Genomic DNA, 26,488 nt, shown 5'->3' with positions numbered 1-26,488 from the left:
ACAACCTTTACCATACAATGTACGAACACGACGTTATCGTGGTCGGCGCGGGCGGCGCCGGCCTCCGAGCGGCCATCGCAGCGGACGAGGAGGGCGCCGACGTGGCCCTCGTGACCAAACTGCATCCGGTCCGCAGTCACACGGGCGCGGCCGAGGGCGGTATCAACGCCGCGCTCCGGGATGGCGACTCCTGGGACCTCCACGCCTACGACACGATGAAGGGGTCGGACTACCTGGCCGACGCGCCGGCAGTCGACACCTTCGCCAAATCCGCACCCGAGGAAGTCATACAGATAGAACACTGGGGAATGCCCTTCTCCCGGGAGGACGACGGCCGGGTCTCCCAGCGCCCCTTCGGCGGGATGTCGTTCCCGCGAACCACCTACGCCGGGGCCGAGACGGGCCACCACCTGCTGCACACGATGTACGAGCAGGCGGTCAAGCGCGGCATCGAAGTGTACGACGAGTGGTACGTCACAAACCTCGCCGTGACCGACCACGAGGACCCCGAGGACCGCGAGTGCCACGGCTGTGTCGCCTACGACATCAAGTCCGGCGAGCTTCACGGCTTCCGCGCGAACAACGGCGTCATCCTCGCCACCGGCGGGCTCGGGCAGGCCTTCGACCACACCACCAACGCCGTCGCCAACACCGGCGACGGCTGTGCGATGGCCTACCGCGCGGGTGCGCCGATGGAGGACATGGAGATGATACAGTTCCACCCGACCACGCTCCCCTCGACTGGCGTGCTCATCTCCGAGGGTGTCCGCGGCGAGGGCGGTATCCTCTACAACGGCGATGAAGAGCGGTTCATGTTCGAGTACGGCTACGCGAACAACGACGGCGAACTCGCCTCCCGCGACGTGGTCTCGCGGGCGGAGCTGACAGAAATCAACGAGGGCCGCGGTATCGAGGAGGAGTACGTCGACCTCGACATGCGCCACCTCGGCGAGGACCGTATCCTCGACCGTCTGGAGAACATCCTCCACCTCGCGGAGGACTTCGAGGGTGTCGACGGGCTGGACGAGCCGATGCCGGTAAAGCCCGGCCAGCACTACGCCATGGGCGGTGTCGAGTGCGACGAGAACGGCGAGACCTGTATCTCCGGCCTCTACGCCGCCGGCGAGACCGCCTGTGTCTCGCTCCACGGCGCGAACCGGCTGGGCGGCAACGCACTGCCCGAGTTGCTCGTCTTCGGCGCTCGCGCTGGCTGGCACGCCGCCGGCAAGGACATGAAGACCGCCGAGATCGGCACCGGTCCCTCCGCAAAGAGCGAGGACGGCGCCGTCGAACCGCCGGTCGAACCGGGTGCCATCGACGCCAGCAGCGAAGACGTCGTCGCGGACGGCGCCGCGGTCGAACCGACCGCCGTCATCGAGAACGCCGTCGAGAACGAGCGCGAACGCGTCGAGACCCTGCTCGAAGAAGACGGTATCAACCACGCGAACGTCCGCGCGGACGTCCAGGAGACGATGACCCAGAACGTCAACGTCTTCCGGGAGGAGGAGAGCCTGAACGACGCGCTGCGAGACCTCCGCGAGGCTCGCAAAGAGTACGAGAACGTCGCAGTGTCGGACCCCTCGCGCACCTACAACACCGACCTCATCCACACCATCGAAACGCGCAACATTCTGGACGTGGCCGAGGCCATCACGCTCGGCGCGCTCGCCCGCGAGGAGTTCCGCGGTGCGCACTGGCGCGCGGAACACCAGGAGCGCAAGGACGACGAGTGGATCAAACACACGATGCTGGCCTGGAATGACGGCACGCCGGAGCTGTACTACAAACCGGTCAACCTCGAGGGCGACGAAGAGGACTACGAGCCAAAAGAGCGCAGCTACTGATACGGATTATTGTAGTGATATACCGGTATGCACCATCGGTGCAATCCGGAAATAATCTACAAGAACCCGTATGAGCCGACGACGTTTTTCGCGGTTCTACGGCGCGCCCACGAGCACGAACAGACTCTCCTCGTCGCCGTTGCGAATCTGTCGCCGTGCGTCTGGGTCGATTCTGAGCGCGTCGCCCGCCTCCAGCTCGACTGACTCGCCGTCCACGTCGACGGTCGCCGCCCCTTCGACCAGTACGTACACCTCTTCGTGTTCCTTGCCGCCGTGGTCGTGTTCCTTGCCGGTCCACTTCGGCTCACACTCGACGACGGTGACGCCGAGGTTCGAACACTCAAGCGGGTCCCGCATGAAGTGCATCGCGCCACCGACCGGTTCGACGTCCTCGTAGTTGACTCGGGTGTAGCTCACGATGAAAGTGTTCACACGGTGTGAATAAATGCGTGTCGGGGAGTCGACATGAGTGTGCTGTCAGTCTCGCCGCTCTCCATGAGTGGGCAACCCCGCCACATATTTTACCGCCCCCCACTAACTGATAGCTGTTCGGAAGGGTGGCTCAGTGGTAGAGCGCTGCCGGCCAGAATGCCAGAAAACGGCCTGGTAGTTTCCCTCGCAGGGCTCCGCGTGGTTCGAATCCCGCCCCTTCCACTTTGTCACGAACGTACGTGAGTCACAAGTGGATACAGCGGGATTCGAATACGCAAGTCGCAGCGGCCGAGCGATGCGAGGCGCGACGATAGGAGCGCCTCGAAAGCGAGCGGTGAAACCGCGAGCAGCGAGGCCGACCGTCTTCCTCCGGTTCGAATCCCGAGAGACGCCGCTGGCGTCTCTCGACCCTCGCGAAACCTCCGGTTTCGCTCGGTCCCGCCCCTTCCATTTTCCGAGGAGCGGACGCGACGAGTAAATGGACGATTAGGGATTCGAGCCCTGGAAGACGAACGAAGTGAGTCTTCCTCCGGTTCGAATCCCGAGAGACGCCGCTGGCGTCTCTCGACCCTCGCGAAACCTCCGGTTTCGCTCGGTCCCGCCCCTTCCATTTTCCGAGGAGCGGGTCACGATATAACGAAATCCCGCCTCCCTCGACACCGATTAGGCGGCGCGCAGTGAACTGATGCAGGGCTCCGCGTGCTACGCGCTCGTCAGTCAAAAGTACGGAAAGTGGGGGTGGGGGTGGGGGGTAGTGGCACCAGAATGGTGCCATGTTGCATCAATGGCTCCCCTCATTAAAATTTCTTTTGGTCCAATTATCAGGAGTGACATTAGAGCGAGACGAGAGCGGCTACACACGAGGCTGTTCACAATGCGTGGGACCGGATTCGAACCGGAGGCAGACGGTCGGCCTCACTCCGTTCGGCCGCTGCGACTTCCAGGGTTCGAATCCGCCCGGCACATAGCAACCGCTCGCGGATTTGCTCGCGGTAGAATATGCGTGGGACCGGATTCGAACCGGAGGCAGACTCGCTACGCTCGTCTGCCAGGGCTCGAACCGGTCCGTTCGATTTACAGAGCGCTCACTTTCGTTCGCGCTCAGTAGAAATGCGTGGGACCGGATTCGAACCGGCGGACCCCTACGGGACAGCGCCCTCAACGCTGCGCCGTTGGCCTGGCTTGGCTACCCACGCGCACTGCGTCTTGCTGCAATAAATCGTATCCCGCGGTCGGATAAAAGGGCTTTCGTTTGCGTCCCGCACCGACAGGGTGTGCCATCCCACTGAACCGGACGTTTCAAATATGACGAAACCGCTACCGGGGGCATGGCCAAATACTCGACCGGCAGCGGGGGCAACAGCGCCGGCGGGAGCTGCGAGCTCTGTGGCGCCACTGGCGACACACAGACCGAAAGCGTCGCCGGTGCGACGCTGGAGCTCTGTCGCGACTGTGCACAGAACCACGGCGAGAGCGGCGGAGGTCCGTCGAGCAGCGACTCACCGGACGACCAGGAGCGAAAGCGTCGCGCGGCCCAGAACGCCGCGAAGATGCAGGACTCCCAGTCCGCCGACGCCTCCCACTGGGAGGACGGCGCCGACTACGACGCCGACCAGCTTCCGTACCTGGTCAGCGACTACGGCGCCCGCGTCACCGAAGCCCGTCAGGAGGAGGGCCTCCAGACGGACGAACTCGCCGACGAACTGGAGCTCTCAGAGGACGACGTCCTGGCCGTAGAGCAGGGTCGGGCGGTTCAGGCCAACGTCAAGGGCTCGACTATCGTTGCCCTCGAGAAGTTTCTGGATATCGAACTCGCGGACTCCCGGTGACACAGACGTGTACTGCCGAGACGAACTGTAGGACCGACGATAGTACCACGGGAGACACCAACTCCTCTCTCCTATCTGTCTGGCCGTTACTTTTCGGTGAGGGCGTACATATTGCCGCCTGCGTCCCCGACGTAGGCGGTTCCGTCGATGACCGCAGGGCCACCTGCCGGCCCGTCGGTGTCGAAGCGCCAGAGCTCCGAGCCGTCGTCCGCGGACACCGCGTAAACGGTCCCGCCGCCACTCGTCGAGTACCCATCACCGCCGTAGACGACGCCGTCGACCACTGCCACGGGCTCGGTCACGTCTCGCTGAGTTTCGAACACCCACTGCTCGGACCCGTCCGCAGCGCTGAGCGCTTTGATACTCTCCGAAGCAGCGACGTACACCGTATCGTCGGCTACTGCCGGTGATGACCGCACGGGGTCGATATACTCCGACCACTGGACGGTTCCGTCCGCGGGAGAAAACGCGAACATATCTCCGGTTCTACTGCCTGCGTAGACGGTCCCGTCCACGACGGCGGCCGCGAAAAAGGAGTTCTCTGTCTCGTGTCGCCACGCCTCGGAACCGTCATCGGTCGAAAACGCATAGAGGTTGCCGCCACCGTCGTCGACGTCACCGTCGCCGAAGTAGACCATCCCGTCGCCAACCGCGGCCGCGCCGGTCACGCCCGAATCGACGGGCGCCCGCCACTTTTCACTGCCGTCACTGGCGTCGATTGCGTACACGCGCCCGCTGTCGGACCGTATGTTCCCCGCGCCGATATAGACGGTCCCGTCTGCGACGGCTGGTGAGGAGCTGAGTCCCTTGTCGGCCTCGAACGTCCACTCCTCCGACCCGTCGTCGGCCGACAGGGCGTACAGGGTCCCCTCCGTGCTCTCGGAACCTGCATCGGCGACGTAGACGGTGCCGTCCACGACGGCTGGTGACGACTCGATGTCGTTTTTCGTGTTGACGTGCCACTGTTGGCTGCCATCAGCGGCCGATACCGCGTAGATACCGGTGTAACTTGACCCGAAGTAGACCGTATCGTCGACCACGGCTGCCGTCTTGTACGGTCGGCCGTCCACCTCGACGGTCCAGTTGGCCGTAACCGCTTCGCTGGGGCCCGTCGTGTCCGGAACTGTGCCGGAGTTGGCCGCGTCGACACTCATCATCCGCCAGACTGGTCCGGCCTCGCTCTGTCCGGCACCGCCAGTCGATGTGGGTGTGCCCCCGCCGTCGCCGTCCCCGGAACAGCCTGCGAGGCCGACCGCTGCGGTCGCACCGAGTCCCACCAGATACCGCCGCCGTGTCAGTCTCCGTGACATACCGTTTCCACCGAGTAGCGGGCATTAAATCCACTGAATATTGTGTAAATGATATATACGTTCGCTGGAAATCACTCGGGACAGGTGGAAACGACGGTCGGCGTCCGCCGAAGCCCATTTGCTGACTGCGACCGTAGGGTGCCTGTGACCCACGAAGCTGTCGTCTACGACCTCGACGGGACCCTGGTCGACCTCGCGGTAGACTGGGATGTCGTCACCCGTGACGTCGCCGCCGTCCTCAGAGAGCACGACGTAGAGCCCGATACGGCGAGCCTCTGGGGGATGCTGGAACTGTCCGAGACGACCGGCCACCGCGACGTCGTCGAGGCGACCATCAGCGAATACGAGCGGACGGGTGCCCGGGAGTCGACACGGTTGTCGCTGGCCGACGGTCTGCCCCACGACGTCCCCGTTGGGGTCTGTTCGCTGAACGCCGAGACAGCCTGTCGATTGGCGCTGGAGGTCCACGAGATAGCCCACGCCGTCGGCCCGGTCGTCGGCCGTGACTCGGAAGGCTCCGAGAAACCAGACCCCGAGGGGTTACTGACGGTTGTCGACGAACTGCAGGCCGACCCCGAGTCCGCGGTGTTCGTCGGAGATTCGGAGCGGGACGCCGAGACGGCGCGCCGGGCCGGCACCGACTTCGCGTGGGCCAGCGACTTCGATCAGCGTCGATACCGCGCGTAGAGGTATACCGCGGCCGCCGTCAGTATCCAGATGACCGCACCGACCCGAACGGCGAACATCGCTCGGCTGGTCCAGGTCGGGAGCCGCGTCCCCAGCGAGGCCGCGGCGACGATGGGGGACCCAAGGAGGATTGTGGTGACGAAGGTGACCTGCATCACCCAGCCGAAGTCGACGCCGTCCGGGTCCGTTTGCTCGACTGCTGGCACAGGCGACGCTTCAGAGCGGTGTGGCAAGGCGGTTGCGGTTCTCGGCGACCGACTCTTATTTCACGACCCCTCGCAAACGACGCGCTATGACTCCAGAGGAAGACATGCCGGAGATACCGGTCGTCTGTACGGCCTGTGAGACGCGGACACAGGTGCCCTTCGAGGATGTCGAAAGGGCCGTGGCCAGACACAACGAACAGCTCCACGACGGCGAGGCCATCGCTGAGGTCGACCCAGACGTGCTGGACGCGCTGACCGACCAGCTCGGCCGGGAGATGGGACTGTTCGACGACGACCCGAACACGTAATACCCCGGAGCGCCCGGCCACGCACATGACCACCGTTCGGGACCTGCAGGCGATGGCCGGTGACGAACCGATAACGATGCTGACGGCCTACGATGCCGTGACGGCGGCGCTCGTCGAGAGCGCCGGGGTGGACGTCGTCCTCGTCGGCGACAGCATGGGCAACGCCGTGCTGGGCCACGAGGACACCCTTCCCGTGACCGTCGACGAGATGGCCTCCCGCGTCGGTGCCGTGGCCAGGGGGACCGACGACGCCCTGGTCGTCGCCGACATGCCGTTTCTCTCCTTTGGAGCCGACGAGGCCGAGAGCGTCAAGAACTGCGGGCGGATGCTCAAAGAGGAGGGCGCAAACGCCGTCAAACTGGAATCGGGGCCCCACACCGTTTCCCTGACCGAACGGCTCGCCGACCTGGGTATCCCGGTGATGGCCCACCTCGGACTGACGCCACAGAGCGTCAATCAGACCGGCTACACGCAGCAGGCGAGCGACCGCGAGGAGGCAAAGGAGATACTCGACCTCGCACGAGCCCACGAGGACGCCGGCGCGTTCGCGCTCGTGCTCGAACACGTCCCCGCGAACCTCGCGGCCCAGGTGACCGAGGCGCTCGATATCCCGACTATCGGTATCGGCGCGGGCGGCGACTGCGACGGACAGGTGCTCGTCTTCACCGACGTGGTCGGCCTCGCGGAGTCCTCGCCGCCCTTCGCCGAGCAGTTCGGCGACGTTCGCGGGGAGGTCGAATCTGCCGTCGATGACTACGTCGAGGCCGTCGAATCCGGCGATTTCCCCGGCCAGCGACACGCGAACACCGCCGAGGACCTCGACGACCTCTACAGCGGGTAATCGGAGATTATCCGGCGGTAACGACCCGACACTGAAGCAGGGACCGTGTCAAGGGGTGATGGGTTCTCAATGGCCTCCGAAGAGGCACAGGCCGAGGGTGAGGACATACTCGATATCCAGATACGACGCGGCCTCAGCGAGCTGTGGCGCCCGACGTCGGGGCTCTCCCTGTCGGCGCTGTCGGCCGGGCTGGACGTCGGCTTCGGGCCGCTGTTGATGGGTGTGATACTGACGACGGCGGGCGTGGCCGGGACCGGGGAACTGGCGACGGAACTGCTGGTGGGAATCGCGTACGGGGTCGGCTTCATACTCGTCGTGCTCGGTCGGTCGGAGCTCTATACCGAACACACGACCCTCGCGGTGTTGCCCGTGCTCGACGGGCAGGCTTCGGTGGCCCGGCTGGCCCGGCTCTGGGGCATCGTCTACATCGGGAACCTCGTCGGAGCGACGGTGTTCGGGGGACTAATCGTCGTGGTCGGGCCGTCCATCGACGTCGTCGAGCCGTCGGCCATCGTCTCGCTGGCCCGGGTGTACACGGACCAGCCCGTCGTGGGCATGCTGGGGGCGGGCGTGCTCGCGGGCTGGCTGATGGGCCTGCTCTCCTGGCTCGTCGCCGCGGCCGACAGCACCGGCGCCAGACTGCTGGTCGTCTGGCTCATCGCTTCCGCCATCGGTATGGCCCACCTCCCACACTGTATCGCCGGCACCGTCGAGGTAGTCGCCGGGGTGCTCGTGAGCCCCGAACTGGGGCCGACAGTGTTCGGTCGATTTCTCCTGCTCTCGACGGTCGGGAATACCGTCGGCGGAACGGTTTTCGTAGCGCTCCTGCGCTACGGCCACGTCGTCCGGAGCGGGCCGACGGCCCGGGACTTCCGCGAGGAGTGAGCCCACCGAGCCGCGGCACCCGAATCTTTATCGGGCCGTCAACAGACAGTCAGAACGTGGTTTACGAGACGGGCAACAGAACGGTCGACGAGGCAGTGAACCGCGTACTGGACGGAGAGCGACTCGACCGACGGGACGGGCTGGCACTTATCGCCCAGCCCGTCGACGCACTCGCCGCGGGCGCGGACGTCGTCCGCTCCGAGCTGGGCGACGGCACTGTCGACGCCTGCTCGATCGTCAACGCGAAGGCCGGCAACTGCGCCGAGGACTGTGGCTTCTGTGCCCAGTCCGTCCACTTCGACACCGGCATCGACAACTACGGCTTCCTGGGGCCGGAGAAGATACTGGAGGCCGCAAAGCGGGCCGAACGGGACGGCTCCCAGCGGTTCGGTATCGTCCTCGCCGAGAAGGGCGTCTCGAAGGAGCAACGGCCCGAAGAGTGGGAAGAAGTACTCGAAGCCATCCGACTCGTGCGCGACGAGACGGACGTGGAAGTCGACGCGTCCCTCGGCATTCTCACCGAGGAGGAGGCCGCGATTCTGGCCGAAGAGGGACTCAATCACTACAATCACAACATCGAGACCTCCCCGCGATATTTCCCCGAAATCGTCCAGACCCACAGCTTCGAGGACCGCGTCGCGACGCTGGAGGTCGCCAAGGAGGCCGGGATGGACCTCTGTGCCGGCGTCATCCTCGGGATGGGCGAATCCCCCACCGACCGGGTCGAGGCCGCGATGGCACTGCAGGACATCGGCGTCTCCTCGCTCCCCGTCAACATCCTCAACCCCGTCGAGGGGACGCCGCTGGCCGAACGGGGCCTCCCCGATATCACGACGGAGGAGGTCATCAAGACCATCGCGGTCTACCGCCTGCTCCACCCCGAGGCCAGGGTGCGTCTGACCGGCGGCCGCGAGGTCAACCTCGACACGGAGGGCCAGGTCGCCGCCCTGGAGGCGGGTGCGGACGGCATCCTCACTGGCGACTACCTCACGACGGAGGGTCAGTCCCCGGCCGACGACATCGAAATCGTAGAGCAGGCTGGGCTGGAACCCAACCGTGAAGCCAACGAGTTCGACCCCGAGGCGGTCAAAGCACGCGAGGCCGACGAGAGCGCCCCCGAGACCGCGGCCGGCAGCGCAAAGAGCAAGTCCGAACTGCAGTCCGACGACTGATTGTCGCGATTTACCGGGACGCGCCGACCCCTGGGTCGGCGCTATCTGGAAATAATCTCCAATAACCACTATGCTGGCGGTCACCGAGTGACACCCCGACGGCAGTCTTATTGTCCAGATGCGTGAGCTTCGGATATGACGGTCGACATCGACGCACTGCAGGCGTTCTGTGAGTTCGGCCCGGACCGCGTCTACCTCCTCGTCGCCATCGCCAGGGCGAAAGAGAACCCGGCGACGGACGAACGCGACCGGCCGACGATTCGCGAGGTCGTAACGGACGCCGAGGAACTTCCCCAGACGGTCGGCCAGCTCGACCACGCCGCAAGCAGCTTCGACGCCACCTACCGCCTCTATCTCACCGTCAACGCCCGCGACGCGCTCGCGGCGACGTTCGACCTGCGCCGGCGGATGGACGACTGGCTGGAGATGCGCCTCCACGGCAACGAGGAGGTTGCGGCGAAGTTCAAACGGGTCGACAGCGAGTACAAATCGGTGCTGCAGTCAGACGCTTGTGCGGACGACTCGTACTTCATCTTCGACCTCGACGACCCCACACAGGCCGAGGCCGACCGTCTCGAATCCGCGCTGACGGCGGAAACGACCGTGCGACTCGTCCGCGAGACGCCGAACGGCTATCACATCGTCACCGCGCCGTTCGACTACACCGCCTTCGAGAGCGACGTCGCGTACGAATTGAAGACTGACGGCTTACTCTTTTGTTCGTACGTCGGCGACGCTGGCTGAGACGGTGAGTGAAATCGGCGGGCGTACAAAGGGAACAAGCCGGGGACTGATGTCCCCGAGCGTGTGACACTACGGAGCCGGAGAGGCTCCACCTAGGCTGAGTGCGTCAGACAATAAAAAAGGTGAGGTGGGTTTCTACTGGAGATAGCTATACCTAGCCTCCCTAACCCTGATATTCATGGCCTGGGTACGCAGCGGAAACGGTGGCTACTCCGAGAGCTGGAGCAGCGAGTGGACGTCGACGCCGTCGCCGAGCAGTTCCTGCATCCGCGTGACCGTCTCGGCGTCGCGGGTGCGTCCGGAGTGGAGCACGTCTTCGACGCGGTCGATGGTCGTCCGGGTGTCGGACTGGACCAGCAGGATGGGGACGTTCTCCTTCTCGGCCCGGCCGAGGACGGCGCTGGCCGGTCGGAAGCCGCCGGTCAGCAGGAGCGCCTTGATTCCCGAGGCTTCGAGAGCGGCGGTCTGGACCTCCGAGCGGTCGCCCCCGCTGACCATCACCGCGTCGCGGGTGCGGCGGAACTGGTCCAGCGCTTTGTTGCCGCCCATCGCGCCGACGGTGAACCGCTCGACGTGGACGTCGGTCGACGCCTCGCTGGTGAGCACGTCCGCACCGAGGCTCCGGGCGAGGTCACCCACGGTGATGCCGGCCAGGTCCTGCACCCGCGGGAGTGCACCGAACACTGACACGCCACGGCTCTCCAGGAACGGGATGACGTCGTCGTCGAGTTCGTCCATCGCCGACTCGGTGACGCCGTTGAACAGCACGCCGGCGAGCCGGTCGCCCAGCTGGTCGGCCGCGGCCAGCACCTCGTCGGCGTCACCGGGTTCGGTGTATGAAGAGACAAGCAGGACGCGGGCGTCTATCGACTCGGCGATGTCCGCGTCGGTGAGGTCGACGATGCCGCCCGTCTCCAGGCGGTCGCTCCCCTCGACGAGCATCGTGTCGCGGTCCTCGGCCAGCGCCTCGAAGTTCTCGACGACGCGGTCGCGGAGTTCGTCCGTGTCCTCGCGGCCACGGATCGCCTCCTTGATGAACGTCGGCGAGTAGACGATGGGCTCCATCTCGTGCATCTCGGCGTCGAAATCCAGCAGCTCGCGGGCGAGCATGGGGTCCTCGTCGCGGGTCTTCCCGACGGCGCTCTGGAGCCGTGTCCCCTTCGGTTTCATGTAGCCGACCTCGTTGCCGGCCTCCTGTGCGGCCTTCGCGAGGGCGATGGTGATTGCTGTCTTGCCGATTCCTTCTTCGGTTGAGGTTACGAGTAGCGTGTCGGTCATAGTTCCTCCTGGTCGAGGGTGAGCCGCAGGTCGACCGCCGTGACGCCGTCGGGCGTCGCGACGAGCGGGTTGATGTCCAGTTCCACGATGGCCGGGAAGTCCGTGACGAGCTGTGAGAGCCGCTGGACCGTCTCGACGAGGGCTGCCCGGTCGACCGGCTCGCGGCCTCGGGCGCCCTGCAGTAGCGGCGCGGATTCGATGTCGTCGAGCATTGCACTGGCTTCGGGTTCGCTCACCGGCGCGACCCTGACAGTGGTATCTTCGAGCACCTCCACGAAAATACCACCGAGGCCAAAGAGCAAGAGTGGGCCAAACTGCGGGTCCCGGTTCATTCCGAGGATGGTCTCTGTCCCGGTCTCGAGGTCGACCATCTCCTGGACCTGCACGCCCAGGATGGTCGCGTCGGACTGGTAGTTGCGCGCGCGAACGACGAGGTCCTCGTAGGTGTCCCGGACCTCCTCGGGCGGGACACCGACCTCGACGCCACCGATGTCCGATTTGTGGAGGATGTCCGGGCTGACGATCTTCATCACGACGTCCTCGCCGATTTCCTCGGCGATGGCTTCGGCGTCACCCGGTGAGTCGACGACGTCACCCTGCGGGGTCGGGATGCCGTAGGCGTCGAGCAGCTCCATCGCCTCGACGCCGAGGCGGTTGGTGTCCCGGCGGCTCGCCCCCTGAAGAACCTCCCGGGCGCGCTCCCGGTCTACGTCGAAAGTATCCGGCGCCTGGAACTCCCGCTCGGAGATGTTCCGGTACTCCGTCAGCGCGTCCAGACTGCCGACGGCGCGGGCGGGGTCGAAGTACTGCGGGATGCCCGCTTGCGCGAGAATTTCCTGGCCGGCGCCGACGGACTTGCCGCCCATCAGCGTCGTCGCGACCGGCAGGCCGCTCTGTTGCTGTTGTTCGACGACGACCTCGGCCAGCTCTTCGAAGGAGAGCACGGCGGTCGGACAGGCGACGACGACAGCCATCGAGACGTTCTCGTCCGCGAGGACGGTCTCGAGGGCCGACTCGAAGCGCTCGGCTGGCGCGTCGCCGATGATGTCGACCGGGTTGTAGATGTTGGCCGCCTCGGGCATCGTCTCCCTGAGTGTCTCGAAGGTCTCGTCGGTGAACTCGGCGAGCGAGAGGTCCGAGTCACCCACGGCGTCGGTCGTCATCACGCCGGGACCGCCGGCGTTGGTGACGATGGCTATCTCCTCGCCGTCGGGCAGGGGCTGGCCCGACAGAATCTGCGCGTAGTCGAACAGCTCCTGGACGGATTCCACGCGGAGGGTCCCGGCCTGTTCGAGGCCGGCCTCGTAGGCCCGCTCGGAGCCGGCCATCGCCCCGGTGTGTGAAGCGGCGGCCGAGGCCCCGGCGTCGGTCCGGCCGGATTTGACGAGGACGATTGGCGTGTCCTGTGTCACTTCACGGGCGGTTCTGATGAACTCCTCCCCGTCGTCGATGTCCTCCAGATAGCCCAGAATGACGTCGGTGTCGGGGTCCTCGCCCCACTCCGCGACGAAGTCACCCTCGTCGAGGATAGCCTTGTTCCCCAGGGAGACGATATCCTTGAACCCGACGTCCCGTTCGGCGGCCCAGTCCAGGACCGCGGTGACAAAGGCGCCGGACTGGCTCATGAAGGAGACGTCCCCCTCGGTCGCCATCTCGTTGCCGAAGGTGGCGTTGAGCCCCTTTGGCGTCGACATGACGCCGAGGCTGTTGGGGCCCACGAGGTTGAGGTCGTACTCCTCAGCGACCTCGCGGAGCTCGCGTTCACGGGCGGCCCCGTCGCTGCCGGTCTCACCGAAGCCGGCGGTGATGACGACGACGTTCTCGATGCCGACCTCGCCGGACTGGCGGATGGCGTCGACGGCGATATGTGGCGGTACGACGACGACGGCTACGTCGACGGTCCCCGGCGAGTCGACCTCGGCGATACCGTCGTAACATGTGAGCCCGAGGACCTCCTCGGCGTTCGGATTGACCGCCAGGACCTCTCCCTCGTACGATGCAAGCAGGTTCTCCGTGATGGCCCGTCCGACAGAACCCTCCGATTCTGACGCGCCGATCACGGCGACCCGTTCCGGCCCAAACAGTGTCGATAATCGTCCCATTCCTCTCGTCTGAAATTTCGATTCCGCGTGGAAATAGCTGCCGAACCACGGGGATTAACAGGCTTAATCGGGTATAATAGCGGAGTGTCATGAGCAGGGGCTATGTGTCCGGAACACGAACCCGGCCCTATGACAGACGACGAGCTCCTCGCGCCGTTCGACCTGGCAGTGATACGGACGACAGCCCAGCGCAACGACGTCGAGGAAGGCGTGTTGCGGGACGCACTCGCCGCCCATCAGCGGACGATGCGGGAGAACCCCGGGGTCGAGGACGTGGTCTACGAGTGGCGCAAGCAGTACGACGACCCGGTGCTCGTCCGCACGCCGGACGTGTTCATCCTCGCGCTCCCGCCAACTGTCTGGGAGGAGTACGCCAACTACCTCGAGTTCGAAGACGGCGTGTTGCCAGCCGTCGCAGCCGTTCACGCCGAACAGACCGTGCGCACTGATGCGGTTTCGGCGTCGTCGCTCGTCTCGGACCGGGCGCCGCTCCTCGTCGCCCGTGAGTGACTGACCGGTCGAGACTGTTTTCCTAACGCGGAACTATTTTTTGTACACCAAAAAATTGTTTTCCTACAAGGCAGGTTTTAAGTAGCTTCCGTGAGTATATTGAGTTGACAATGGCTACGCAAGAACACGTCAGTCGCGAGTTCGGAACCGTCGAAGAGAACGACCTCCGACTCGACGTAGAGAAGTCCGAGCAGATTATCGACGCCCTGAACCAGGACCTCGCGAACGTCTACGTCCTCTACCACCAGGTCAAGAAGCACCACTGGAACGTCGAGGGGGCGGAGTTCCGTGACCTCCACCTGTTCCTCGGCGACGCGGCGATGAACCTCGAAGAGGCGGCCGACGAGCTGGCCGAGCGCGCACAGGCGCTGGGCGGCACGCCCATCTCCGGGCCGGCCGCACAGGAGGAACACGCCTCGGTCGACTACGAGGGCCAGGATATCTACAATATCCGCACCTCGCTCGAACACGACCTCGAGGTGTACGGCGACATCATCGAGGCGACGCGGGACCACATCGAACTGGCCGAGAACCTCGGCGACCACGCGACGGCCCAGATTCTGCGCGAGATTCTGGTCCAGACAGAGGAAGACGCCCACCACATCGAGCACTACCTCGCGGGCGACACGCTCGTGATGGATTAGAAGGCAGGAAAAATACCGTATACCGCTTACAGCCAGCGTTCGACGGTGAGGTCGGTCGCAATCCACCCTTCTTTGTTCCCCGATTCAGTGAATACCGTCCGGTCGGTCCGGCTCTCGTGTGCCGTCACCGTCGGTCGCTCGTCGGACTCCGCCTCGTCGGGGACCCGAACTACTTCGCCCTGTGTTGCCATTACCGACGATTAGGTCTGCCTAAAGTAAAAAGGGTTTTGGTACGCCTAATCCTTCGCGGCGGGCTTTTGTGTCCGACAGTCCAACTGTGCGTATGGCCGACACCGAAGAGGACGTCTCCGCCCTGCTTGCGGAGCTCGTCAGGACACTACAGGACCTTCAGACGGAGGTGGAACCACGCACCGAACGTGGCCGCCCGCGCCCGCCGACCCCGGAGGAACTCCTTCGCTTTACCAGCGACGTGACGATTCCGGCCGCCATCCTCGTTCTGAAGACGAACATCGAGGCGCTGAAGCTGCTGCGCCGAGCGCTCCGCCTGGCCGAGGGTCGACCGGCGACAGCGTCGAGCGGCGGGGGCGTGCAGGAACGCGCGACGCAGCTGAGCCGGGCGACGCTCGCGCGGCTGGACGACGCGCTCTCGGACCTCCAGGGCGCAGTCGAGGGTCGGCCGCCTGACGCCGAAGCCAGAGAGCTATTGACCGAGGCCCGACAGCTTCGCGAGTCGCTGGCCGAGCAGCTGGCCGAGAGCGAGTCGGTCGACGGCGACTTCGACACTGGCGAAGCCACCGAGGTCCCGGTCGACGTCGACGCCGAACTCCGGTCTATCAAGGACGATATCGACGACGTGAGCGACGGGAACGGCGATGACGGCAACTGACGTGTGTGGAGAATAAACATAACTTAAAAAACATAACGTTTTATTATTGTAGAGGTGCACCATCCGGTACCGATGCCCAACACAGAGTGTCCACAGACCCGTCGCGCGGAGCTGTTCGTCAGAGCTGACCTGCCGACACCCTCGGAGCACCGACGAGTTGCCGTCGAGAACCGTCTGCAAGAGCTGCAGTGTGCGGGAGTTATCGACGGCTTCGAGACCACGGTCTGGGAGAAACGTGTCCCGGTCGGAGACGAAGACTGTCCCGAGCGGACCCGGTACGAGGAGTTCCGCGACTGGGCGACCGAGGCGGGCGCGTCGCTTTCACCCTTCTTCGATACGCGACTCTGTTACAGCTGGCAGACCGCCGAGAAGCGCACGGAGCTGGTCATGCCCGCACTGTGTCTCGCCTGCTACGAGGACGACGAACTCGTCCAGGTCGCTCCGTTCGCCCGTGGAGGCACGCCACACTCCATCGAGGAGTGTCTCGACGACCTCGAAGCGGGTCGGGAACCAATGCCTGCTGGAACAGTCACCGCCTCCACCGCTGATTGAGGATAGTTGATATGTACACCGATACGGCTATCAGCAGACTCGTCGTAGGGCACTCATCGGGAGTACAGTATCATGAGTCACAACAGACGGATAGCGGTGTATCTACGCCGGCCGGTCGCTGACGGGACCGAACGGCGCCAGACCAGTGTTCTCGGCCGGGCCGACACACTCCGCCAGCAGCGCCTCGTCGACGAGGTCGTCGTTACGTACTGGAATCGGCTCTCGACGGGTGTAGACCCCCGCGAGACATCAGAAATCGAGGCGATGGAGCAGTGGGCGACCGATAGCGGCTGCTCGCTCGTGCCGGCCTTCGACCGGCACGACCGACACAGCGCGTTCACGGGCGAGGACTCCGTCGTCACGTTGCCCGTCGCCTGCGTGGCCTACTGGGAGGACGACGACCTCTTGGGCGTCTACCCCCACGCGGGGCCCTGTGGCCACTGCACTGTCGCCGACGGACTGGACAGAATCGAAGCCGCACTACTGAGCGGTGAGCCCCTCACGCTCGCCAAGGGCTAGGTCCGACCGGTGGCTGGACCGTCCGGCGCCTCAGATCGGGTCCCAGCGATAGCCGTCCCAGTCCTGGCTCTCGGGGTTCCCGCTCTTGAGTCCCACGTCGGGGTCCCGCAGTTCCTCGACGTACACCGGTTCGACCACGTCGCCGGTCTCGACGTCCTCGGTCGTCACCTGGCCCAGCGCCCGGACGAACGTGTCTTCCAGATCCAGATGCGAGATGTCGAACTCGACGATGGCCATGGTGTTTGGCTCGCGAACGCCAGGGGGCGTCGCCGTCGATTTGGTCCACGTGACTACCTCAGCCCGTTCCTCGGAGAGGTCCATCCGTTCGTCCTGGGGTTCGCCGCAGTTCGGACAGCGCGGATGCGTTGGGTACGATACGTGGCCGTTCGGACAGATTCCGGCTTCGAGGGTCATTCTGCGGCCTCCATGATGGTGGTGATGACACAGTTCCCAAAGCCGCCGACGTTACACGCCAGCGCGGTGTCGGCCTCTACCTGTCGGGGGCCGGCCTCGCCGACGAGCTGTTCGTATATCTCGACGCCCTGGGCGACGCCGCTGGCACCCAGCGGGTGGCCTTTGGACTTGAGTCCGCCAGAGGTGTTGATGGGCAGGTCGCCGTCCTTCTGGGTCGTGCCGTCCATCGCGAGTTCCCAGGCCGTACCCTGGTCGGCGACGCCGATACCCTCCAGCTGCAGGAACTCGAGGATAGTGAACATATCGTGCAGTTCCGCGACGTCCAGGTCTGCCGGCCCCAGACCAGCCATCTCGTAGGCCTCTTTGCTCGACTCGACGACCCCGCCCATGATGGTCGGGTCGTCGCGTTCGTGGACGACCTGGGTGTCCGTGGCCCCGCCGATACCGGAGATGACGGCGTACTCGTCGGTTATCTCCTGTGCGCGCTCCTCGGTCGTGAACATCATGGCGGCGCTCCCGTCCGTTATCGGACAGAAGTCATAGAGTCGAAGCGGGTCCGCGATGATGGGCGATTCCAGCGCTTTCTCCATCGTAATCTCCTTCTGGAACTGCGCCTTGGGGTTGTCCACACCGTTCTTGTGGTTCTTGACGGCGACGCGTGCGAGAGACTCACGCGGGGCGTCGAAGCGTTCCAGATAGTGCCGAGCGGTCAGCCCGGCGAAGGAGGGGAGCGTGACACCGTGTTTGTACTCCGCCGGATGCGTGATGGAGGCGATGATGTCCGTCGCCTGGCCGGTCGTCTTGTGGGTCATCTTCTCCCCGCCGACGAGCAGCGTCATCTCGCTCGCGCCGGAAGCGACCGACTGCCAGGCCTCGTAGATGCCAGCACCACCGGACGAGGAGGTCTGGTCGACTCGTTCGCTGTACGCCGGCATGACCCCGAGGTCGTGTGCCAACGCGTTCATCACGCCCGTCTGGCCCTCGAACTCGCCGCTGGCCATGTTCGAGACGTACAGGTGCTCTACCTCGTTCGGTGTGACGCCGGCATCGTCCAGACACTCTTCGCCCGCCTGTGAGAGGAGTTCCTGGAGCCAGGCGTCGCGCTGCCCGAACTTCGTCATCGACGCGCCGATTACTGCGACTCCCATATCTCGGACGTCTCAGGGGTGTCGTGTATTCGTTACGGTCCACCAGTTCCCCCGAGGGAAATTTTAAATGGTCGATTCGGTGACAGAAAGTCCGGCGGCGGGCGCGTCACCCGTCGTGGTGACGAGGAACGTCCAGCCACTCGCCGTCCGCGTCGCGTCCGTGATACGGGGCGCCACCGCAGTCCGGCGGAGCAACTCGACGACGACGGGCAAGACCGGGCAGCGGTCGGCCGAGAGTGACGGCCGATACCCGTCGAGTCTGACACGTTGGGCGCGACGACCCGGTCCGCAGGGAGTCGATTCGAGAGCGTACTCCGCCAGGAGTCCGGTGGTCTGGAGCGTCTGGAGAGCGTCAGCGAGTGGTTCATCGTCCACGCTCCGTGGCGGGAGCCGGCCCGCCGTCGCCAGCAGGGCCGAGGCCTGCTCACTGGTGGACAACCGGGTATCGAGGGCCTCGGCGGCACGTTCCAGCATCGTCAGACAGAGCCGGTCGCGGTCGCTCGTCCGCTCTGCAGCCTCGAGATACGCGTCCATGACCGTCCGCTCGACCGGCCCGTGCCGGTCCGAGAGCGTCTCGAACAGCGCCCCGGCGACGGCGTGGCAGTATTCGGGGACCGTCCGTGGGGGCCTAGGGGTCGTGGCACCCAGTGTCGTCGCCTCCGTGACCAGGAGGTCGTGAACGGTGACACGCGGGTCGTACCGACGGAAGGCACGCCGGTAGGCCGAGGCGACGGTCGCGCCTTCGGCCGCCGTCCCCCGGTCCGGGAACTGCAGCCCGGTCACCGGGAAGGGCCCGTCGCCCGTCTTGGCGCTGACGACCCGGTAGGGACCGACGGCGACCGAGAGGTCGTCCAGGCGCGCTCTGATATCCGAGAGCCCGGGTCCCACCATGGTCACAGCGAGTGTTTGGGCGTTATCTCCGGCTCGGGCGTGTAGCGGACGGCCGCTTCCACGTCGAAGACGTCCCGAAGCAGTTCTTCAGTCACGACGTCGGTCGGAGGGCCCCAGTCGTACACCTCGCCGTCGTCCAGCGCGATGAGGTAATCGGCAAAGCGCGACGCCTGTGCGATGTCGTGTAACACCACGGCGACGGTGACGTCACGCTCCGCGTTCAGCCGCTCGACGGTCTCCATCACGCGCAGTTGGTGGTGGAGATCCAGATACGTCGTCGGCTCGTCGAGCAGGAGGACGTCCGTCTCCTGGGCCAGCACCATCGCGATGAAGGCGAGCTGTTTCTGCCCGCCCGAGAGGTTGCCGACGTTCTCCTCGCGGAGATGGTCGACCCCGGCGAGTTCGATGGCCCGCTCGACGGCTTCGCGGTCGTCCGCGTCCACTGCGCCGAAGAAACCCCGGTAGGGGTAGCGACCGTGATAGACGAGGTCCTCGACGCTGACCGACTGGGGCGCGTCGTTCTCCTGGGACAGGTGGCCAAGCTCCCGGGCCAGCTCCTTGCGTCCGTAGCTGGCGATATCCTCGCCCTCGAGGAGTATCTCCCCGGTGTCCGGCCCCAGCTGGTCCGCGAGGGCCTTGACGATTGTACTCTTCCCGCTCCCGTTCGGGCCGACAAGCGCCGTTATCTCCCCCTCGGGGATATCGAGGCGGTCGACGGTTACGACCGGCCCGTCGGTGCTGGGATAGCTGAGCTGGAGGTCCGTCGCCGACAGAGCGCTGTCCGCCGACGAAGCGTCGGTCGCCCTCTTCACTGCACTGTGACTCGTACCGTCCGTCTGTTGTGATGCCATCAGATATCACCCATGTTTTCGCGTCGCCGCATCAGATAGAGGAAGTAGGGGCCGCCGATGAGCCCCGTGACGACCCCCACAGGGAGCTGCGTGTCGGCTATCGTCAGCCCGCCGGTAGCGAACACGAGCGCGAGTGCGACGCCGCCGACAACCACCGAGCTCGTGCCGAACCGACGATAGCTGTCTCCGACAGTCACCTCGACGCGGTGCCAGCCGGCACGGCCGCCGCCGAGCACAGTCAGGCCCAGAACCACGGCAGCGACTCCGATGCCGAACCCGAGGACTGCGGGGCCGAGCCGTGCACCCATGTCGGCGACGGTCATCAGCGCGGGGCCGACGAACACCGAGCCCAGGAGGACACGCCGGTAGTCGCTGCCGACGATAGTCCGGACCAGATGGGGGACGATGAGCCCGACGAAGCCGACGACGCCGGCGACCGCGATGGCTGAACTCGCGGCCAGGATAGCGATGCCCGAGAGGCCAAAGCGCATTCGCTCGACGTTCATGCCGAGAGACTGCGCGGTTTTCTCTCCGAGAACAAGCACGTTGAGATGCCGACCGCCGACGAGTGCGACCGGGACCAGCACGACCGTCCACGGGAGGATGATGCGGACCTGTTCCCAGTCGACCCCGATGAGCGAGCCGGTCGTCCACTGGAGCGCGGACTGGACCACGGCGAGGTCACTCGCGAAGAAAAACAGCGCCGTCTGGAGTGAGTTGAACACGGTCGCGACGATAATCCCGGCCAGAATCAGGCGAACTGGGCTGGTCCCACCGTTCCACGATATCGCGTAGACGATTCCGAAGGCGACGGCACCACCGAGGGCCGCCACGAGCGGGAGCAGATAGGCGAGTTCGGTGTAGACGACGAGCGTCAACAGCACGGCCAGCCCGGCGCCGGCGTTGACGCCGAGCGTCTGCGAGCTCGCGAGTTCGTTGCGTGTGACTGCCTGGAAGATAGCCCCTGCAATCGCCAGGTTCACGCCGACGAAGATACCGGTGAACACCCGGGGGAGTCTGAGGAGCCAGACCACGACCGACTGGGTGCGCACGTCCGGGAACTCCCCACCGAGCAGTAACGCCCGCCAGGCAGTGAGGTCGAAGATTACTGCGGGGTTGAATACGGCCCGCCAGGTCTCCACGAACGTCATCTCCAGCGTCCCGTAGCTGACCTGAACGAGTCCCGCGAGCACGGTCACCGCGACACTCGCGACGATGAGCGAGACCAGCGACGCGTCTATCCAGTCCCCGCCGTCCGAAAGCCTCCCGAGGCCCGTCTGTTCGGTCTCGCTCGCCATCGCGGGTCAGTTGTTCCCGCTGATGATGTCTGCGACCCGCTGGCGGTCGAACAGCTCACCGGAGAAGCTGTCCGGATAGAGGTTCTTGGCGGTGCGTTCGACCAGCAGGAAGTTCGACAGCGGGCCCTGATACACCGGGCCCCCACGGTAGACCCGGCCGTTCTGGACAGCGGTCAGCTCGCTGGCGACGTCGTCGTTCTGCAGATACGTGACCACCGTGTCGCTGAACTCCTGGGCGGACTGGGTCTCGTGGCCCTTTATCAGGATGACGTCCGGGTCGACCTCGAGCATCGTTTCGAAGTCGATTTTCGTCCGGTTGGTCGAACTGAGCCCCTCCACGTCGTTCCCCTCGACTGCGTCCTTGACGCCCAGGTCACGGAGATGTTTGGCACCGGTCCCAGTGGTCTTGAGCGGGTAGGGGGCGAACTCTGTCGGCTCGTTACTCGCAGCGTAGACGAGCATCGCCGCCGGCCGCTCGGACTCGGGCGGCAGGTTGTCGGCGACACTGCCTCTGACGTACTCCTCGTGCATGGTCGAGAAGGCGTCGTACCGGTCTTGCTGCTGGAAGACCTGCGATATCTTCTCGAAGGCCTCGTACATCGAGTAGTACTTGTAATCGTGCCACTTGTCGGTCTGTCGAAAGATTGCGTTACCGATGAACGGCCCCGTCTCCTCGACGATGTTGTCGATGTCCGACTCCTCCCACCCTTTGAAGTTGTTGATGAGCCAGTTGGGGTCGATTATCTGGACGTCGGCGTCTATGCTGTAGAACTGCTCCTTGCCGACGCCGCTCTCGTAGAGTTGTGTCAGCGATCCCTTGTCGATATCGACGCCGAAGTCAGTGTACCAGTCCGTATAGAAGCGGGGCTTGAAACCGATGCTCTTGAGACCGTCGGCCTGTCCGAGCGCGATACCCATCTCCGCGTAGCCGGGCGTGTACGTCGTCCAGGACTCGGGAACGCTCTGGAAACCGACCTCCCCGACCGGAGCCATATTCACTGTGTATTCGGGTTCGTCGGAGTCGGAGAACAGTCCGCCACAGCCAGCGAGCGCGCCTGTCGCGGCGACAGTACCAGCTTTCACGAAATCGCGACGTTGCATGTCTGGTTTAGGCTCACCTAATGCTCAAAAAACTTCCCATGTTTAGGCAACCCTAAATCATGGACGTTCGTGAGAGACCGACACAAAATATATGTTCGCCCCATTGTCACACTGACACATGCAGGAGGCCTGGCTTCAGCTCCGTTGCCCTGACTGTACCAAACACTGGGAAGCGACGCCGACGGACCTCCCCAGCCCGGACACACAGTTTTCCTGTGACGGCTGCGGTGCGGAGCGGTCGCTCTCGGAGTTCATGAAGACCGCCCGCGACCTCGAACTACTGCGGGAGTTCCACGCCTAGCCTGTCCAGACGGGTTGTTGTAGCGGAAATCACCGCGATACTCCGGCTCAATCCCAGTGGGATGGCCGGTGGTTGTCGTAGAACGACACCGCGAACGCCGTCCGGAACGGTGTCATTATAACCGTCGTGAGGAACGAGTACGCGACAATACCCCCTTTCACTGCAACCCCAAACCCGGTCTCAGCCCCCGGCCCGGTCGTACTGGAGATACCGCTGGCACCGGCAGTGCCGGCACCGGCGGCTCCTGGCCCAGCGGGACCGGCGCCGGCAAAGGGACCCAGACCGAGGAACGCGGCCACGACGAGGAGGATGCCCGGCGATATGAGCAACAGAGCCAGCAGGAGATTCACTAGACTGAAACCCAGCGTCTGGACGATATTGCGTTTCACGAGCCCGACGCTACGACGGTAGCCCCCCATGACACCGACGTTGTCGACGACGATTGCCGGGGCGAAAAACTGCAGGAAAAACTGGACGAGCAGGAAGACGAGCACCAATCCGACAACGGCTACGGCAAATGTGATGCCGAAGGCAGCTAATCCGGACTCTGGACTCGCGGTTGCGACCCCTATCCCCAGGACGAAAACCACCAGCAGCAACACGAAAAACGAGATGATGCCGAAGATGATGGCGAGGGCGACCTGAATCAGGTTCGCACCCAGCAGCGAGAGGTACTTGGATTTCCCTATATCGACGAACGTTCCGATACCCGTAGACCTGACTCGCCCCTCGTACACCATCCCCAGCAGTCCGGCGAGGACGAATGGCGTGATGAAGAAGGTGACAGCCTGGAGTGCCTGGGGGACCAGGGGGATATTCATTAGCGAAAGCGCCGTCTGCGGGAGGAGGATGACCGCGTACAGCAGCCCAACCCCGAACACCACGGGATTACGTTTCAATACGCCGAACGACTCCGTCAACGACTGAATCGTTGCCATGGCTGTTGTTATTCGAAATATTATCCATAAGACTGTTGAATTAATACGAAAACCGGGTCGCCTATCGATATCGCGCCCGCGCCGCTGCCTTCCACTCCTCGCCCCGTTCGACGTTGCGGGGTCGACGCTTCTTGCCGAACCGGGCCAGCCGGCCGGCCATCGTCCACTCGTCGACGTAGTCGGGCGAGTCGCTCGCGGCCGCTGCCGCCGCGGCAGCGCGCTGTCGGTCGGTGATGTGTGCGCTGACCGCCGCCGAGATAGCCGCCGCCTCGGCCTCGGTCGCGTCGTCCGGAATCGACACCGTGAGGGTCGTCTCGGCGGCCGCCTGGGCCGGTGTCTCCGCCTCCTCGGAGTGGGTCCCGTCTTCGGGAGTTTCCAGTGATGACATTACAGTGGGATGTTGCCGTGGTCTTTCGGTGGGCTGTCCTCGCGCTTGCGGGAAAGCAGGTCCAGGTCGTCGATGAGCCGCTTGCGCGTGTCCTTCGGTTCGATGACGTCGTCGAGGTAGCCCCGCTTGGCCGGGCCATAGGGATGGGCGAACTCCTCGCGGAAGTCGTCCATCAGTTCCTGGCGCTTGGCGTCGGGGTCGTCCGCGTCGGCGATTTCGTTGCGGTAGAGGATGTTGACGGCACCCCGCGGACCCAGAACGGCCATCTCTGAGCCCGGCCACGCGTAGTTGACGTCGCTGCCCAGGAACTTCGAGGACATGACGATGTAGGCGCCACCGTACGCTTTGCGGACGACGACCGAGAGCAGCGGGACCGTCGCCTCGGCGTAGGCGTAGATGAGCTTCGCGCCCCGGCGGATGATACCGTTGTGCTCCTGGTCGGTGCCGGGCATGAAGCCGGGCACGTCCACGAAGGTCAGTATCGGGATGTTGAACGAATCACAGAAGCGGACGAATCGGGCCCCCTTCTCGGCGGCGTCGATGTCGAGCGTTCCCGCGCTCACGCGGGGCTGGTTGGCGACGATACCGACCGACTGGCCGTCCATCCGGGCGAAGCCAGTGATGACGTTGCGTGCCCAGTTCTTGTGCACCTCGAAGAACGACTCCTCGTCGACGATGCGCCCGACGACCTTGGACATATCGTAGGGCTTGCGTGGCGCCGAGGGGACGATGTCGGTGATCTCCGGCACTTCCCTGTCCGGCTCGTCCCACGGCTTGACCCGCGGGGGGTCCTCCATGTTGTTCTGGGGCAGATAGGAGAGCAGGCGGCGGATGTTCTCTAGAGCCTCCTCCTCGGAGGGGTAGGAGAAGTGCGCGACGCCCGACTTCGTGGAGTGAGAACTCGCCCCGCCCAGCTCCTCTTTGGAGACCTGCTCACCGGTGACCGTCTCGATGACGTTCGGCCCGGTGATGAACATGTGGCTGGTGTCCTGCACCATGAAGGTAAAGTCCGTCAGCGCGGGCGAGTAGGTCGCCCCGCCGGCACAGGGCCCCATGATAGCCGAGATCTGTGGGATGAGTCCACTGGCTGTCGTGTTGCGCTCGAAGATTTTCGCGAAGCCGACCAGCGAGTCGACGCCCTCCTGAATGCGGGCCCCGCCGGAGTCGTTCAGCCCGATGACGGGGACGCCGTTCTCGATGGCCTTGTCCATCACCTTGCATATCTTGTCGGCGACGACCTCGCCCACGGAGCCACCGAGGACGGTGAAGTCGTGGGCGAAGAGGAACACCTTGCGACCGTCGACCTCGCCGTAACCGGTGACGACCGCGTCGCCGGGGTACTTCTTGTCTTCCATTCCGAAGTTCGTCGACCGGTGCTCGACGAACGGGTCGACCTCGGTAAAGGAGTCGTCGTCGACGAGGAAGTCGATGCGCTCGCGGGCCGTCATCTTCCCTTTCTCGTGCTGGGACTCGATGCGGGACTGCCCCCCGCCGAGTTCGGCCTCGCGGCGCTTCTCGCGGAGCTCCTCGATCGGGTCGTCGGCCGTATCTGGCGTCTCGTCTTCTTCCTGTTGGCTCATCTTACCACTCCATCCCACCGTTGACGCCGAGCACCTGGCCGGTCATGTAGCTCGATTCCTCGCTGGCGACGAAGCGGACGATGCCCGCGATGTCCTGGACCGTGGCAAAGCGGTCAAGCGGGATATTTCGGAGAATCTTCTCCTGAACGCGCTCGGGTACCTCCTCCAGCATATCCGTCTCGACGAATCCCGGCGCCACGCAGTTGGCTGTCGCGCCCGTGTGTGCGAGTTCGAGTGCGAGTGTGCGGGTGAACCCGAACAGGCCCGACTTGGTGGTCGCGTAGTTGGCCTGGCCGATGTTCCCCTGCTGGCCCACGACACTGGAGATGTTGATGAGACGCCCGTGGTCCGCGCGCTTGAGGTCCTCGTAGAAGGCGTCGGTGCAGTTGAACACCCCACCGAGGTTGACGTTCATCACCGTGTCCCAGTCCTCCCGGGTCATCTTCTCGAACTTCTTGTCGATGGTGATACCCGCGTTGTTGACGAGGACGTCGACGTTGCCGAACTCGTCGTTGACCTCCTCTCGCATCGCCTGTACCTCCGCACCCTTGGCCACGTCGGCCTGTGCCGCCATGGCGTCGCCGCCGCTCTCGCGAATCTCCTCGACGACCGCCTGGGCCTCGGCCTCCGAAGAGCGGTAGTTGACCACGACGTTGGCCCCGTGCTCGCCGAGGTCGGTCGCGATGCCGCGACCGATGCCCCGAGAGGAGCCAGTGACCACGCAGGTCTGGTTTTCGAGGTTCATCCCGTAGGACGACCCCCGTCGATTCCTGTAGTCATTGCTCGACTAGTGACCCAAAGCACAGCCAGATAATAGTTCGCCTTAAACGAGGGTAAACACCGAGACGAGAATATTATCACCGTGCCA

General features: G+C 64.6%; 30 protein-coding genes and 2 tRNA genes. 15 read left to right on the top strand and 17 right to left on the bottom strand.

What is annotated here, in order from left to right; translation table 11 throughout:
- The first annotated feature begins 17 nt into the window (after window positions 1-17).
- The gene (locus tag EGD98_RS05695) at window positions 18-1,844 is read left to right on the top strand and encodes an FAD-binding protein (protein ID WP_220587383.1); all 1,827 of its coding nucleotides are present in this window, start codon (window positions 18-20) and stop codon (window positions 1,842-1,844) included.
- 96 nt (window positions 1,845-1,940) lie between these two features.
- Here EGD98_RS05695 and EGD98_RS05690 read toward each other — a convergent pair whose 3' ends face one another.
- Window positions 1,941-2,261, bottom strand: a complete 321-nt coding sequence (locus EGD98_RS05690; RefSeq protein ID WP_220587382.1) for a cupin domain-containing protein — start codon at window positions 2,259-2,261, stop codon at window positions 1,941-1,943.
- 134 nt (window positions 2,262-2,395) lie between these two features.
- On the opposite strand from EGD98_RS05690, the gene EGD98_RS05685 reads away from it, so the two are divergent.
- Window positions 2,396-2,498: transfer RNA gene (locus EGD98_RS05685), tRNA-OTHER, on the top strand.
- Between the two features lie 889 nt (window positions 2,499-3,387).
- Here the strand turns inward: EGD98_RS05685 and EGD98_RS05680 are convergent.
- A tRNA-Leu gene (locus EGD98_RS05680) sits at window positions 3,388-3,472 on the bottom strand.
- 132 nt (window positions 3,473-3,604) lie between these two features.
- Here EGD98_RS05680 and EGD98_RS05675 point away from each other — a divergent pair.
- A complete protein-coding gene (locus tag EGD98_RS05675; RefSeq protein ID WP_220587381.1) occupies window positions 3,605-4,105 on the top strand; it encodes a helix-turn-helix domain-containing protein in 501 nt (166 codons plus the stop codon).
- Between the two features lie 86 nt (window positions 4,106-4,191).
- On the opposite strand, the gene EGD98_RS05670 is transcribed toward EGD98_RS05675, so the two are convergent.
- Window positions 4,192-5,415, bottom strand: a complete 1,224-nt coding sequence (locus EGD98_RS05670; protein ID WP_220587380.1) for an outer membrane protein assembly factor BamB family protein — start codon at window positions 5,413-5,415, stop codon at window positions 4,192-4,194.
- 144 nt (window positions 5,416-5,559) lie between these two features.
- Between EGD98_RS05670 and EGD98_RS05665 the strand changes: the two genes are divergently transcribed.
- Entirely contained in the window at window positions 5,560-6,102 is a 543-nt protein-coding gene (locus EGD98_RS05665; RefSeq protein WP_220587379.1) for an HAD family hydrolase, read from the top strand.
- Here the strand turns inward: EGD98_RS05665 and EGD98_RS05660 are convergent.
- Window positions 6,081-6,308, bottom strand: coding sequence for a DUF5822 domain-containing protein (locus tag EGD98_RS05660; protein WP_220587378.1), 228 nt, complete (start codon window positions 6,306-6,308; stop codon window positions 6,081-6,083). The two genes, EGD98_RS05665 and EGD98_RS05660, sit on opposite strands and share 22 nt — an antisense overlap.
- An 86-nt stretch (window positions 6,309-6,394) precedes the next feature.
- Here EGD98_RS05660 and EGD98_RS05655 point away from each other — a divergent pair, with 86 nt between their 5' ends.
- The 5 genes from EGD98_RS05655 (at window position 6,395) to EGD98_RS05635 (ending at window position 10,258) form a co-directional block, all read left to right on the top strand.
- Entirely contained in the window at window positions 6,395-6,616 is a 222-nt protein-coding gene (locus EGD98_RS05655) for a DUF8149 family protein (protein WP_220587377.1), read from the top strand.
- Between the two features lie 25 nt (window positions 6,617-6,641).
- Window positions 6,642-7,457 (top strand): 3-methyl-2-oxobutanoate hydroxymethyltransferase, encoded by an 816-nt coding sequence (gene panB, locus EGD98_RS05650; protein WP_220587376.1) that lies wholly within the window; start codon window positions 6,642-6,644, stop codon window positions 7,455-7,457.
- A gap of 69 nt (window positions 7,458-7,526) precedes the next feature.
- Entirely contained in the window at window positions 7,527-8,342 is an 816-nt protein-coding gene (locus EGD98_RS05645; RefSeq protein WP_220587375.1) for a formate/nitrite transporter family protein, read from the top strand.
- 56 nt (window positions 8,343-8,398) lie between these two features.
- The gene (gene bioB, locus EGD98_RS05640) at window positions 8,399-9,514 is read left to right on the top strand and encodes a biotin synthase BioB (RefSeq protein WP_220587374.1); all 1,116 of its coding nucleotides are present in this window, start codon (window positions 8,399-8,401) and stop codon (window positions 9,512-9,514) included.
- Window positions 9,515-9,649: 135 nt separating this feature from the next.
- Entirely contained in the window at window positions 9,650-10,258 is a 609-nt protein-coding gene (locus EGD98_RS05635; RefSeq protein ID WP_220587373.1) for a hypothetical protein, read from the top strand.
- A gap of 207 nt (window positions 10,259-10,465) precedes the next feature.
- Here EGD98_RS05635 and EGD98_RS05630 read toward each other — a convergent pair whose 3' ends face one another.
- Window positions 10,466-11,536, bottom strand: a complete 1,071-nt coding sequence (locus EGD98_RS05630; RefSeq protein ID WP_220587372.1) for a phosphotransacetylase family protein — start codon at window positions 11,534-11,536, stop codon at window positions 10,466-10,468.
- Window positions 11,533-13,638, bottom strand: a complete 2,106-nt coding sequence (acs, locus tag EGD98_RS05625) for an acetate--CoA ligase alpha subunit (RefSeq protein ID WP_220587371.1) — start codon at window positions 13,636-13,638, stop codon at window positions 11,533-11,535. Before acs ends, EGD98_RS05630 begins: the two co-directional genes overlap by 4 nt.
- Before the next feature lie 129 nt (window positions 13,639-13,767).
- Between acs and EGD98_RS05620 the strand changes: the two genes are divergently transcribed.
- Window positions 13,768-14,148, top strand: a complete 381-nt coding sequence (locus EGD98_RS05620; RefSeq protein ID WP_220587370.1) for a DUF8048 family protein — start codon at window positions 13,768-13,770, stop codon at window positions 14,146-14,148.
- A 110-nt stretch (window positions 14,149-14,258) separates the two neighbouring features.
- Window positions 14,259-14,792, top strand: coding sequence for a DNA starvation/stationary phase protection protein DpsA (dpsA, locus tag EGD98_RS05615; RefSeq protein WP_220587369.1), 534 nt, complete (start codon window positions 14,259-14,261; stop codon window positions 14,790-14,792).
- Between the two features lie 26 nt (window positions 14,793-14,818).
- On the opposite strand, the gene EGD98_RS05610 is transcribed toward dpsA, so the two are convergent.
- Window positions 14,819-14,983, bottom strand: coding sequence for a hypothetical protein (locus EGD98_RS05610; protein ID WP_220587368.1), 165 nt, complete (start codon window positions 14,981-14,983; stop codon window positions 14,819-14,821).
- A gap of 92 nt (window positions 14,984-15,075) precedes the next feature.
- On the opposite strand from EGD98_RS05610, the gene EGD98_RS05605 reads away from it, so the two are divergent.
- The 3 genes from EGD98_RS05605 to EGD98_RS05595 all read left to right on the top strand — a co-directional run bounded on the left by EGD98_RS05605 (window position 15,076) and on the right by EGD98_RS05595 (window position 16,710).
- The gene (locus EGD98_RS05605) at window positions 15,076-15,639 is read left to right on the top strand and encodes a DUF7547 family protein (protein WP_220587367.1); all 564 of its coding nucleotides are present in this window, start codon (window positions 15,076-15,078) and stop codon (window positions 15,637-15,639) included.
- 72 nt (window positions 15,640-15,711) lie between these two features.
- A complete protein-coding gene (locus tag EGD98_RS05600) occupies window positions 15,712-16,191 on the top strand; it encodes an HTH domain-containing protein (protein ID WP_220587366.1) in 480 nt (159 codons plus the stop codon).
- A gap of 72 nt (window positions 16,192-16,263) precedes the next feature.
- Window positions 16,264-16,710 carry an HTH domain-containing protein gene (locus EGD98_RS05595; RefSeq protein WP_220587365.1) on the top strand — a complete coding sequence of 149 codons (447 nt, stop codon included), beginning with the start codon at window positions 16,264-16,266 and terminating at the stop codon, window positions 16,708-16,710.
- 30 nt (window positions 16,711-16,740) lie between these two features.
- Here the strand turns inward: EGD98_RS05595 and EGD98_RS05590 are convergent, their stop codons facing one another.
- From EGD98_RS05590 to EGD98_RS05565, 6 genes are all read right to left on the bottom strand, one after another.
- Window positions 16,741-17,124, bottom strand: a complete 384-nt coding sequence (locus tag EGD98_RS05590; protein WP_220587364.1) for a Zn-ribbon domain-containing OB-fold protein — start codon at window positions 17,122-17,124, stop codon at window positions 16,741-16,743.
- Window positions 17,121-18,272 carry a thiolase family protein gene (locus EGD98_RS05585; RefSeq protein WP_220587363.1) on the bottom strand — a complete coding sequence of 384 codons (1,152 nt, stop codon included), beginning with the start codon at window positions 18,270-18,272 and terminating at the stop codon, window positions 17,121-17,123. The genes EGD98_RS05590 and EGD98_RS05585 overlap by 4 nt, the downstream gene beginning before the upstream one ends.
- Window positions 18,273-18,335: 63 nt before the next feature.
- On the bottom strand, window positions 18,336-19,163 hold the full coding sequence (locus EGD98_RS05580) for a DUF7551 domain-containing protein (protein ID WP_220587362.1): 828 nt from the start codon (window positions 19,161-19,163) through the stop codon (window positions 18,336-18,338).
- A 2-nt stretch (window positions 19,164-19,165) separates the two neighbouring features.
- Window positions 19,166-20,014: an ABC transporter ATP-binding protein gene (locus tag EGD98_RS05575; protein ID WP_220587361.1), complete on the bottom strand. Its 849-nt coding sequence runs from the start codon at window positions 20,012-20,014 to the stop codon at window positions 19,166-19,168.
- A complete protein-coding gene (locus EGD98_RS05570; RefSeq protein WP_220587360.1) occupies window positions 20,014-21,312 on the bottom strand; it encodes a FecCD family ABC transporter permease in 1,299 nt (432 codons plus the stop codon). The genes EGD98_RS05575 and EGD98_RS05570 overlap by 1 nt, the downstream gene beginning before the upstream one ends.
- A gap of 6 nt (window positions 21,313-21,318) precedes the next feature.
- Window positions 21,319-22,413, bottom strand: a complete 1,095-nt coding sequence (locus EGD98_RS05565) for an ABC transporter substrate-binding protein (protein WP_220587359.1) — start codon at window positions 22,411-22,413, stop codon at window positions 21,319-21,321.
- Window positions 22,414-22,531: 118 nt separating this feature from the next.
- Between EGD98_RS05565 and EGD98_RS05560 the strand changes: the two genes are divergently transcribed.
- A complete protein-coding gene (locus EGD98_RS05560) occupies window positions 22,532-22,714 on the top strand; it encodes a DUF7836 family putative zinc-binding protein (protein WP_220587358.1) in 183 nt (60 codons plus the stop codon).
- Between the two features lie 47 nt (window positions 22,715-22,761).
- On the opposite strand, the gene EGD98_RS05555 is transcribed toward EGD98_RS05560, so the two are convergent.
- From EGD98_RS05555 to EGD98_RS05540, 4 genes are all read right to left on the bottom strand, one after another.
- Complete coding sequence (locus EGD98_RS05555; RefSeq protein ID WP_220587357.1) at window positions 22,762-23,652, bottom strand: DUF7847 domain-containing protein; 891 nt, start codon at window positions 23,650-23,652, stop codon at window positions 22,762-22,764.
- Window positions 23,653-23,713: 61 nt separating this feature from the next.
- The gene (locus tag EGD98_RS05550; protein WP_220587356.1) at window positions 23,714-24,040 is read right to left on the bottom strand and encodes a DUF8022 family protein; all 327 of its coding nucleotides are present in this window, start codon (window positions 24,038-24,040) and stop codon (window positions 23,714-23,716) included.
- Window positions 24,040-25,620 carry an acyl-CoA carboxylase subunit beta gene (locus EGD98_RS05545; RefSeq protein ID WP_220587355.1) on the bottom strand — a complete coding sequence of 527 codons (1,581 nt, stop codon included), beginning with the start codon at window positions 25,618-25,620 and terminating at the stop codon, window positions 24,040-24,042. Before EGD98_RS05545 ends, EGD98_RS05550 begins: the two co-directional genes overlap by 1 nt.
- Before the next feature lies 1 nt (window position 25,621).
- Window positions 25,622-26,365, bottom strand: coding sequence for a beta-ketoacyl-ACP reductase (locus EGD98_RS05540; RefSeq protein WP_220587354.1), 744 nt, complete (start codon window positions 26,363-26,365; stop codon window positions 25,622-25,624).
- Window positions 26,366-26,488: the final 123 nt, after the last annotated feature.

The organism is Haloarcula salinisoli (assembly GCF_019599405.1).
Lineage (GTDB): Archaea > Halobacteriota > Halobacteria > Halobacteriales > Haloarculaceae > Haloarcula > Haloarcula salinisoli.
This window is presented reverse-complemented; position numbering and strand designations above follow the sequence as displayed.

Bases quoted from the DNA above. Each gene is read 5' to 3' on its own strand.
- EGD98_RS05695 (WP_220587383.1), top strand. From the start codon at position 18: ATGTACGAACACGACGTTATCGTGGTCGGCGCGGGCGGCGCCGGCCTC.
- EGD98_RS05675 (WP_220587381.1), top strand. From the start codon at position 3,605: ATGGCCAAATACTCGACCGGCAGCGGGGGCAACAGCGCCGGCGGGAGC.
- EGD98_RS05670 (WP_220587380.1), bottom strand. From the start codon at position 5,415: ATGTCACGGAGACTGACACGGCGGCGGTATCTGGTGGGACTCGGTGCG.
- EGD98_RS05655 (WP_220587377.1), top strand. From the start codon at position 6,395: ATGACTCCAGAGGAAGACATGCCGGAGATACCGGTCGTCTGTACGGCC.
- panB (WP_220587376.1), top strand. From the start codon at position 6,642: ATGACCACCGTTCGGGACCTGCAGGCGATGGCCGGTGACGAACCGATA.
- EGD98_RS05645 (WP_220587375.1), top strand. From the start codon at position 7,527: ATGGCCTCCGAAGAGGCACAGGCCGAGGGTGAGGACATACTCGATATC.
- EGD98_RS05635 (WP_220587373.1), top strand. From the start codon at position 9,650: ATGACGGTCGACATCGACGCACTGCAGGCGTTCTGTGAGTTCGGCCCG.
- EGD98_RS05630 (WP_220587372.1), bottom strand. From the start codon at position 11,536: ATGACCGACACGCTACTCGTAACCTCAACCGAAGAAGGAATCGGCAAG.
- acs (WP_220587371.1), bottom strand. From the start codon at position 13,638: ATGGGACGATTATCGACACTGTTTGGGCCGGAACGGGTCGCCGTGATC.
- EGD98_RS05620 (WP_220587370.1), top strand. From the start codon at position 13,768: ATGACAGACGACGAGCTCCTCGCGCCGTTCGACCTGGCAGTGATACGG.
- dpsA (WP_220587369.1), top strand. From the start codon at position 14,259: ATGGCTACGCAAGAACACGTCAGTCGCGAGTTCGGAACCGTCGAAGAG.
- EGD98_RS05610 (WP_220587368.1), bottom strand. From the start codon at position 14,983: ATGGCAACACAGGGCGAAGTAGTTCGGGTCCCCGACGAGGCGGAGTCC.
- EGD98_RS05605 (WP_220587367.1), top strand. From the start codon at position 15,076: ATGGCCGACACCGAAGAGGACGTCTCCGCCCTGCTTGCGGAGCTCGTC.
- EGD98_RS05600 (WP_220587366.1), top strand. From the start codon at position 15,712: ATGCCCAACACAGAGTGTCCACAGACCCGTCGCGCGGAGCTGTTCGTC.
- EGD98_RS05595 (WP_220587365.1), top strand. From the start codon at position 16,264: ATGAGTCACAACAGACGGATAGCGGTGTATCTACGCCGGCCGGTCGCT.
- EGD98_RS05590 (WP_220587364.1), bottom strand. From the start codon at position 17,124: ATGACCCTCGAAGCCGGAATCTGTCCGAACGGCCACGTATCGTACCCA.
- EGD98_RS05585 (WP_220587363.1), bottom strand. From the start codon at position 18,272: ATGGGAGTCGCAGTAATCGGCGCGTCGATGACGAAGTTCGGGCAGCGC.
- EGD98_RS05580 (WP_220587362.1), bottom strand. From the start codon at position 19,163: ATGGTGGGACCCGGGCTCTCGGATATCAGAGCGCGCCTGGACGACCTC.
- EGD98_RS05575 (WP_220587361.1), bottom strand. From the start codon at position 20,014: ATGGCATCACAACAGACGGACGGTACGAGTCACAGTGCAGTGAAGAGG.
- EGD98_RS05570 (WP_220587360.1), bottom strand. From the start codon at position 21,312: ATGGCGAGCGAGACCGAACAGACGGGCCTCGGGAGGCTTTCGGACGGC.
- EGD98_RS05565 (WP_220587359.1), bottom strand. From the start codon at position 22,413: ATGCAACGTCGCGATTTCGTGAAAGCTGGTACTGTCGCCGCGACAGGC.
- EGD98_RS05560 (WP_220587358.1), top strand. From the start codon at position 22,532: ATGCAGGAGGCCTGGCTTCAGCTCCGTTGCCCTGACTGTACCAAACAC.
- EGD98_RS05555 (WP_220587357.1), bottom strand. From the start codon at position 23,652: ATGGCAACGATTCAGTCGTTGACGGAGTCGTTCGGCGTATTGAAACGT.
- EGD98_RS05550 (WP_220587356.1), bottom strand. From the start codon at position 24,040: ATGTCATCACTGGAAACTCCCGAAGACGGGACCCACTCCGAGGAGGCG.
- EGD98_RS05545 (WP_220587355.1), bottom strand. From the start codon at position 25,620: ATGAGCCAACAGGAAGAAGACGAGACGCCAGATACGGCCGACGACCCG.
- EGD98_RS05540 (WP_220587354.1), bottom strand. From the start codon at position 26,365: ATGAACCTCGAAAACCAGACCTGCGTGGTCACTGGCTCCTCTCGGGGC.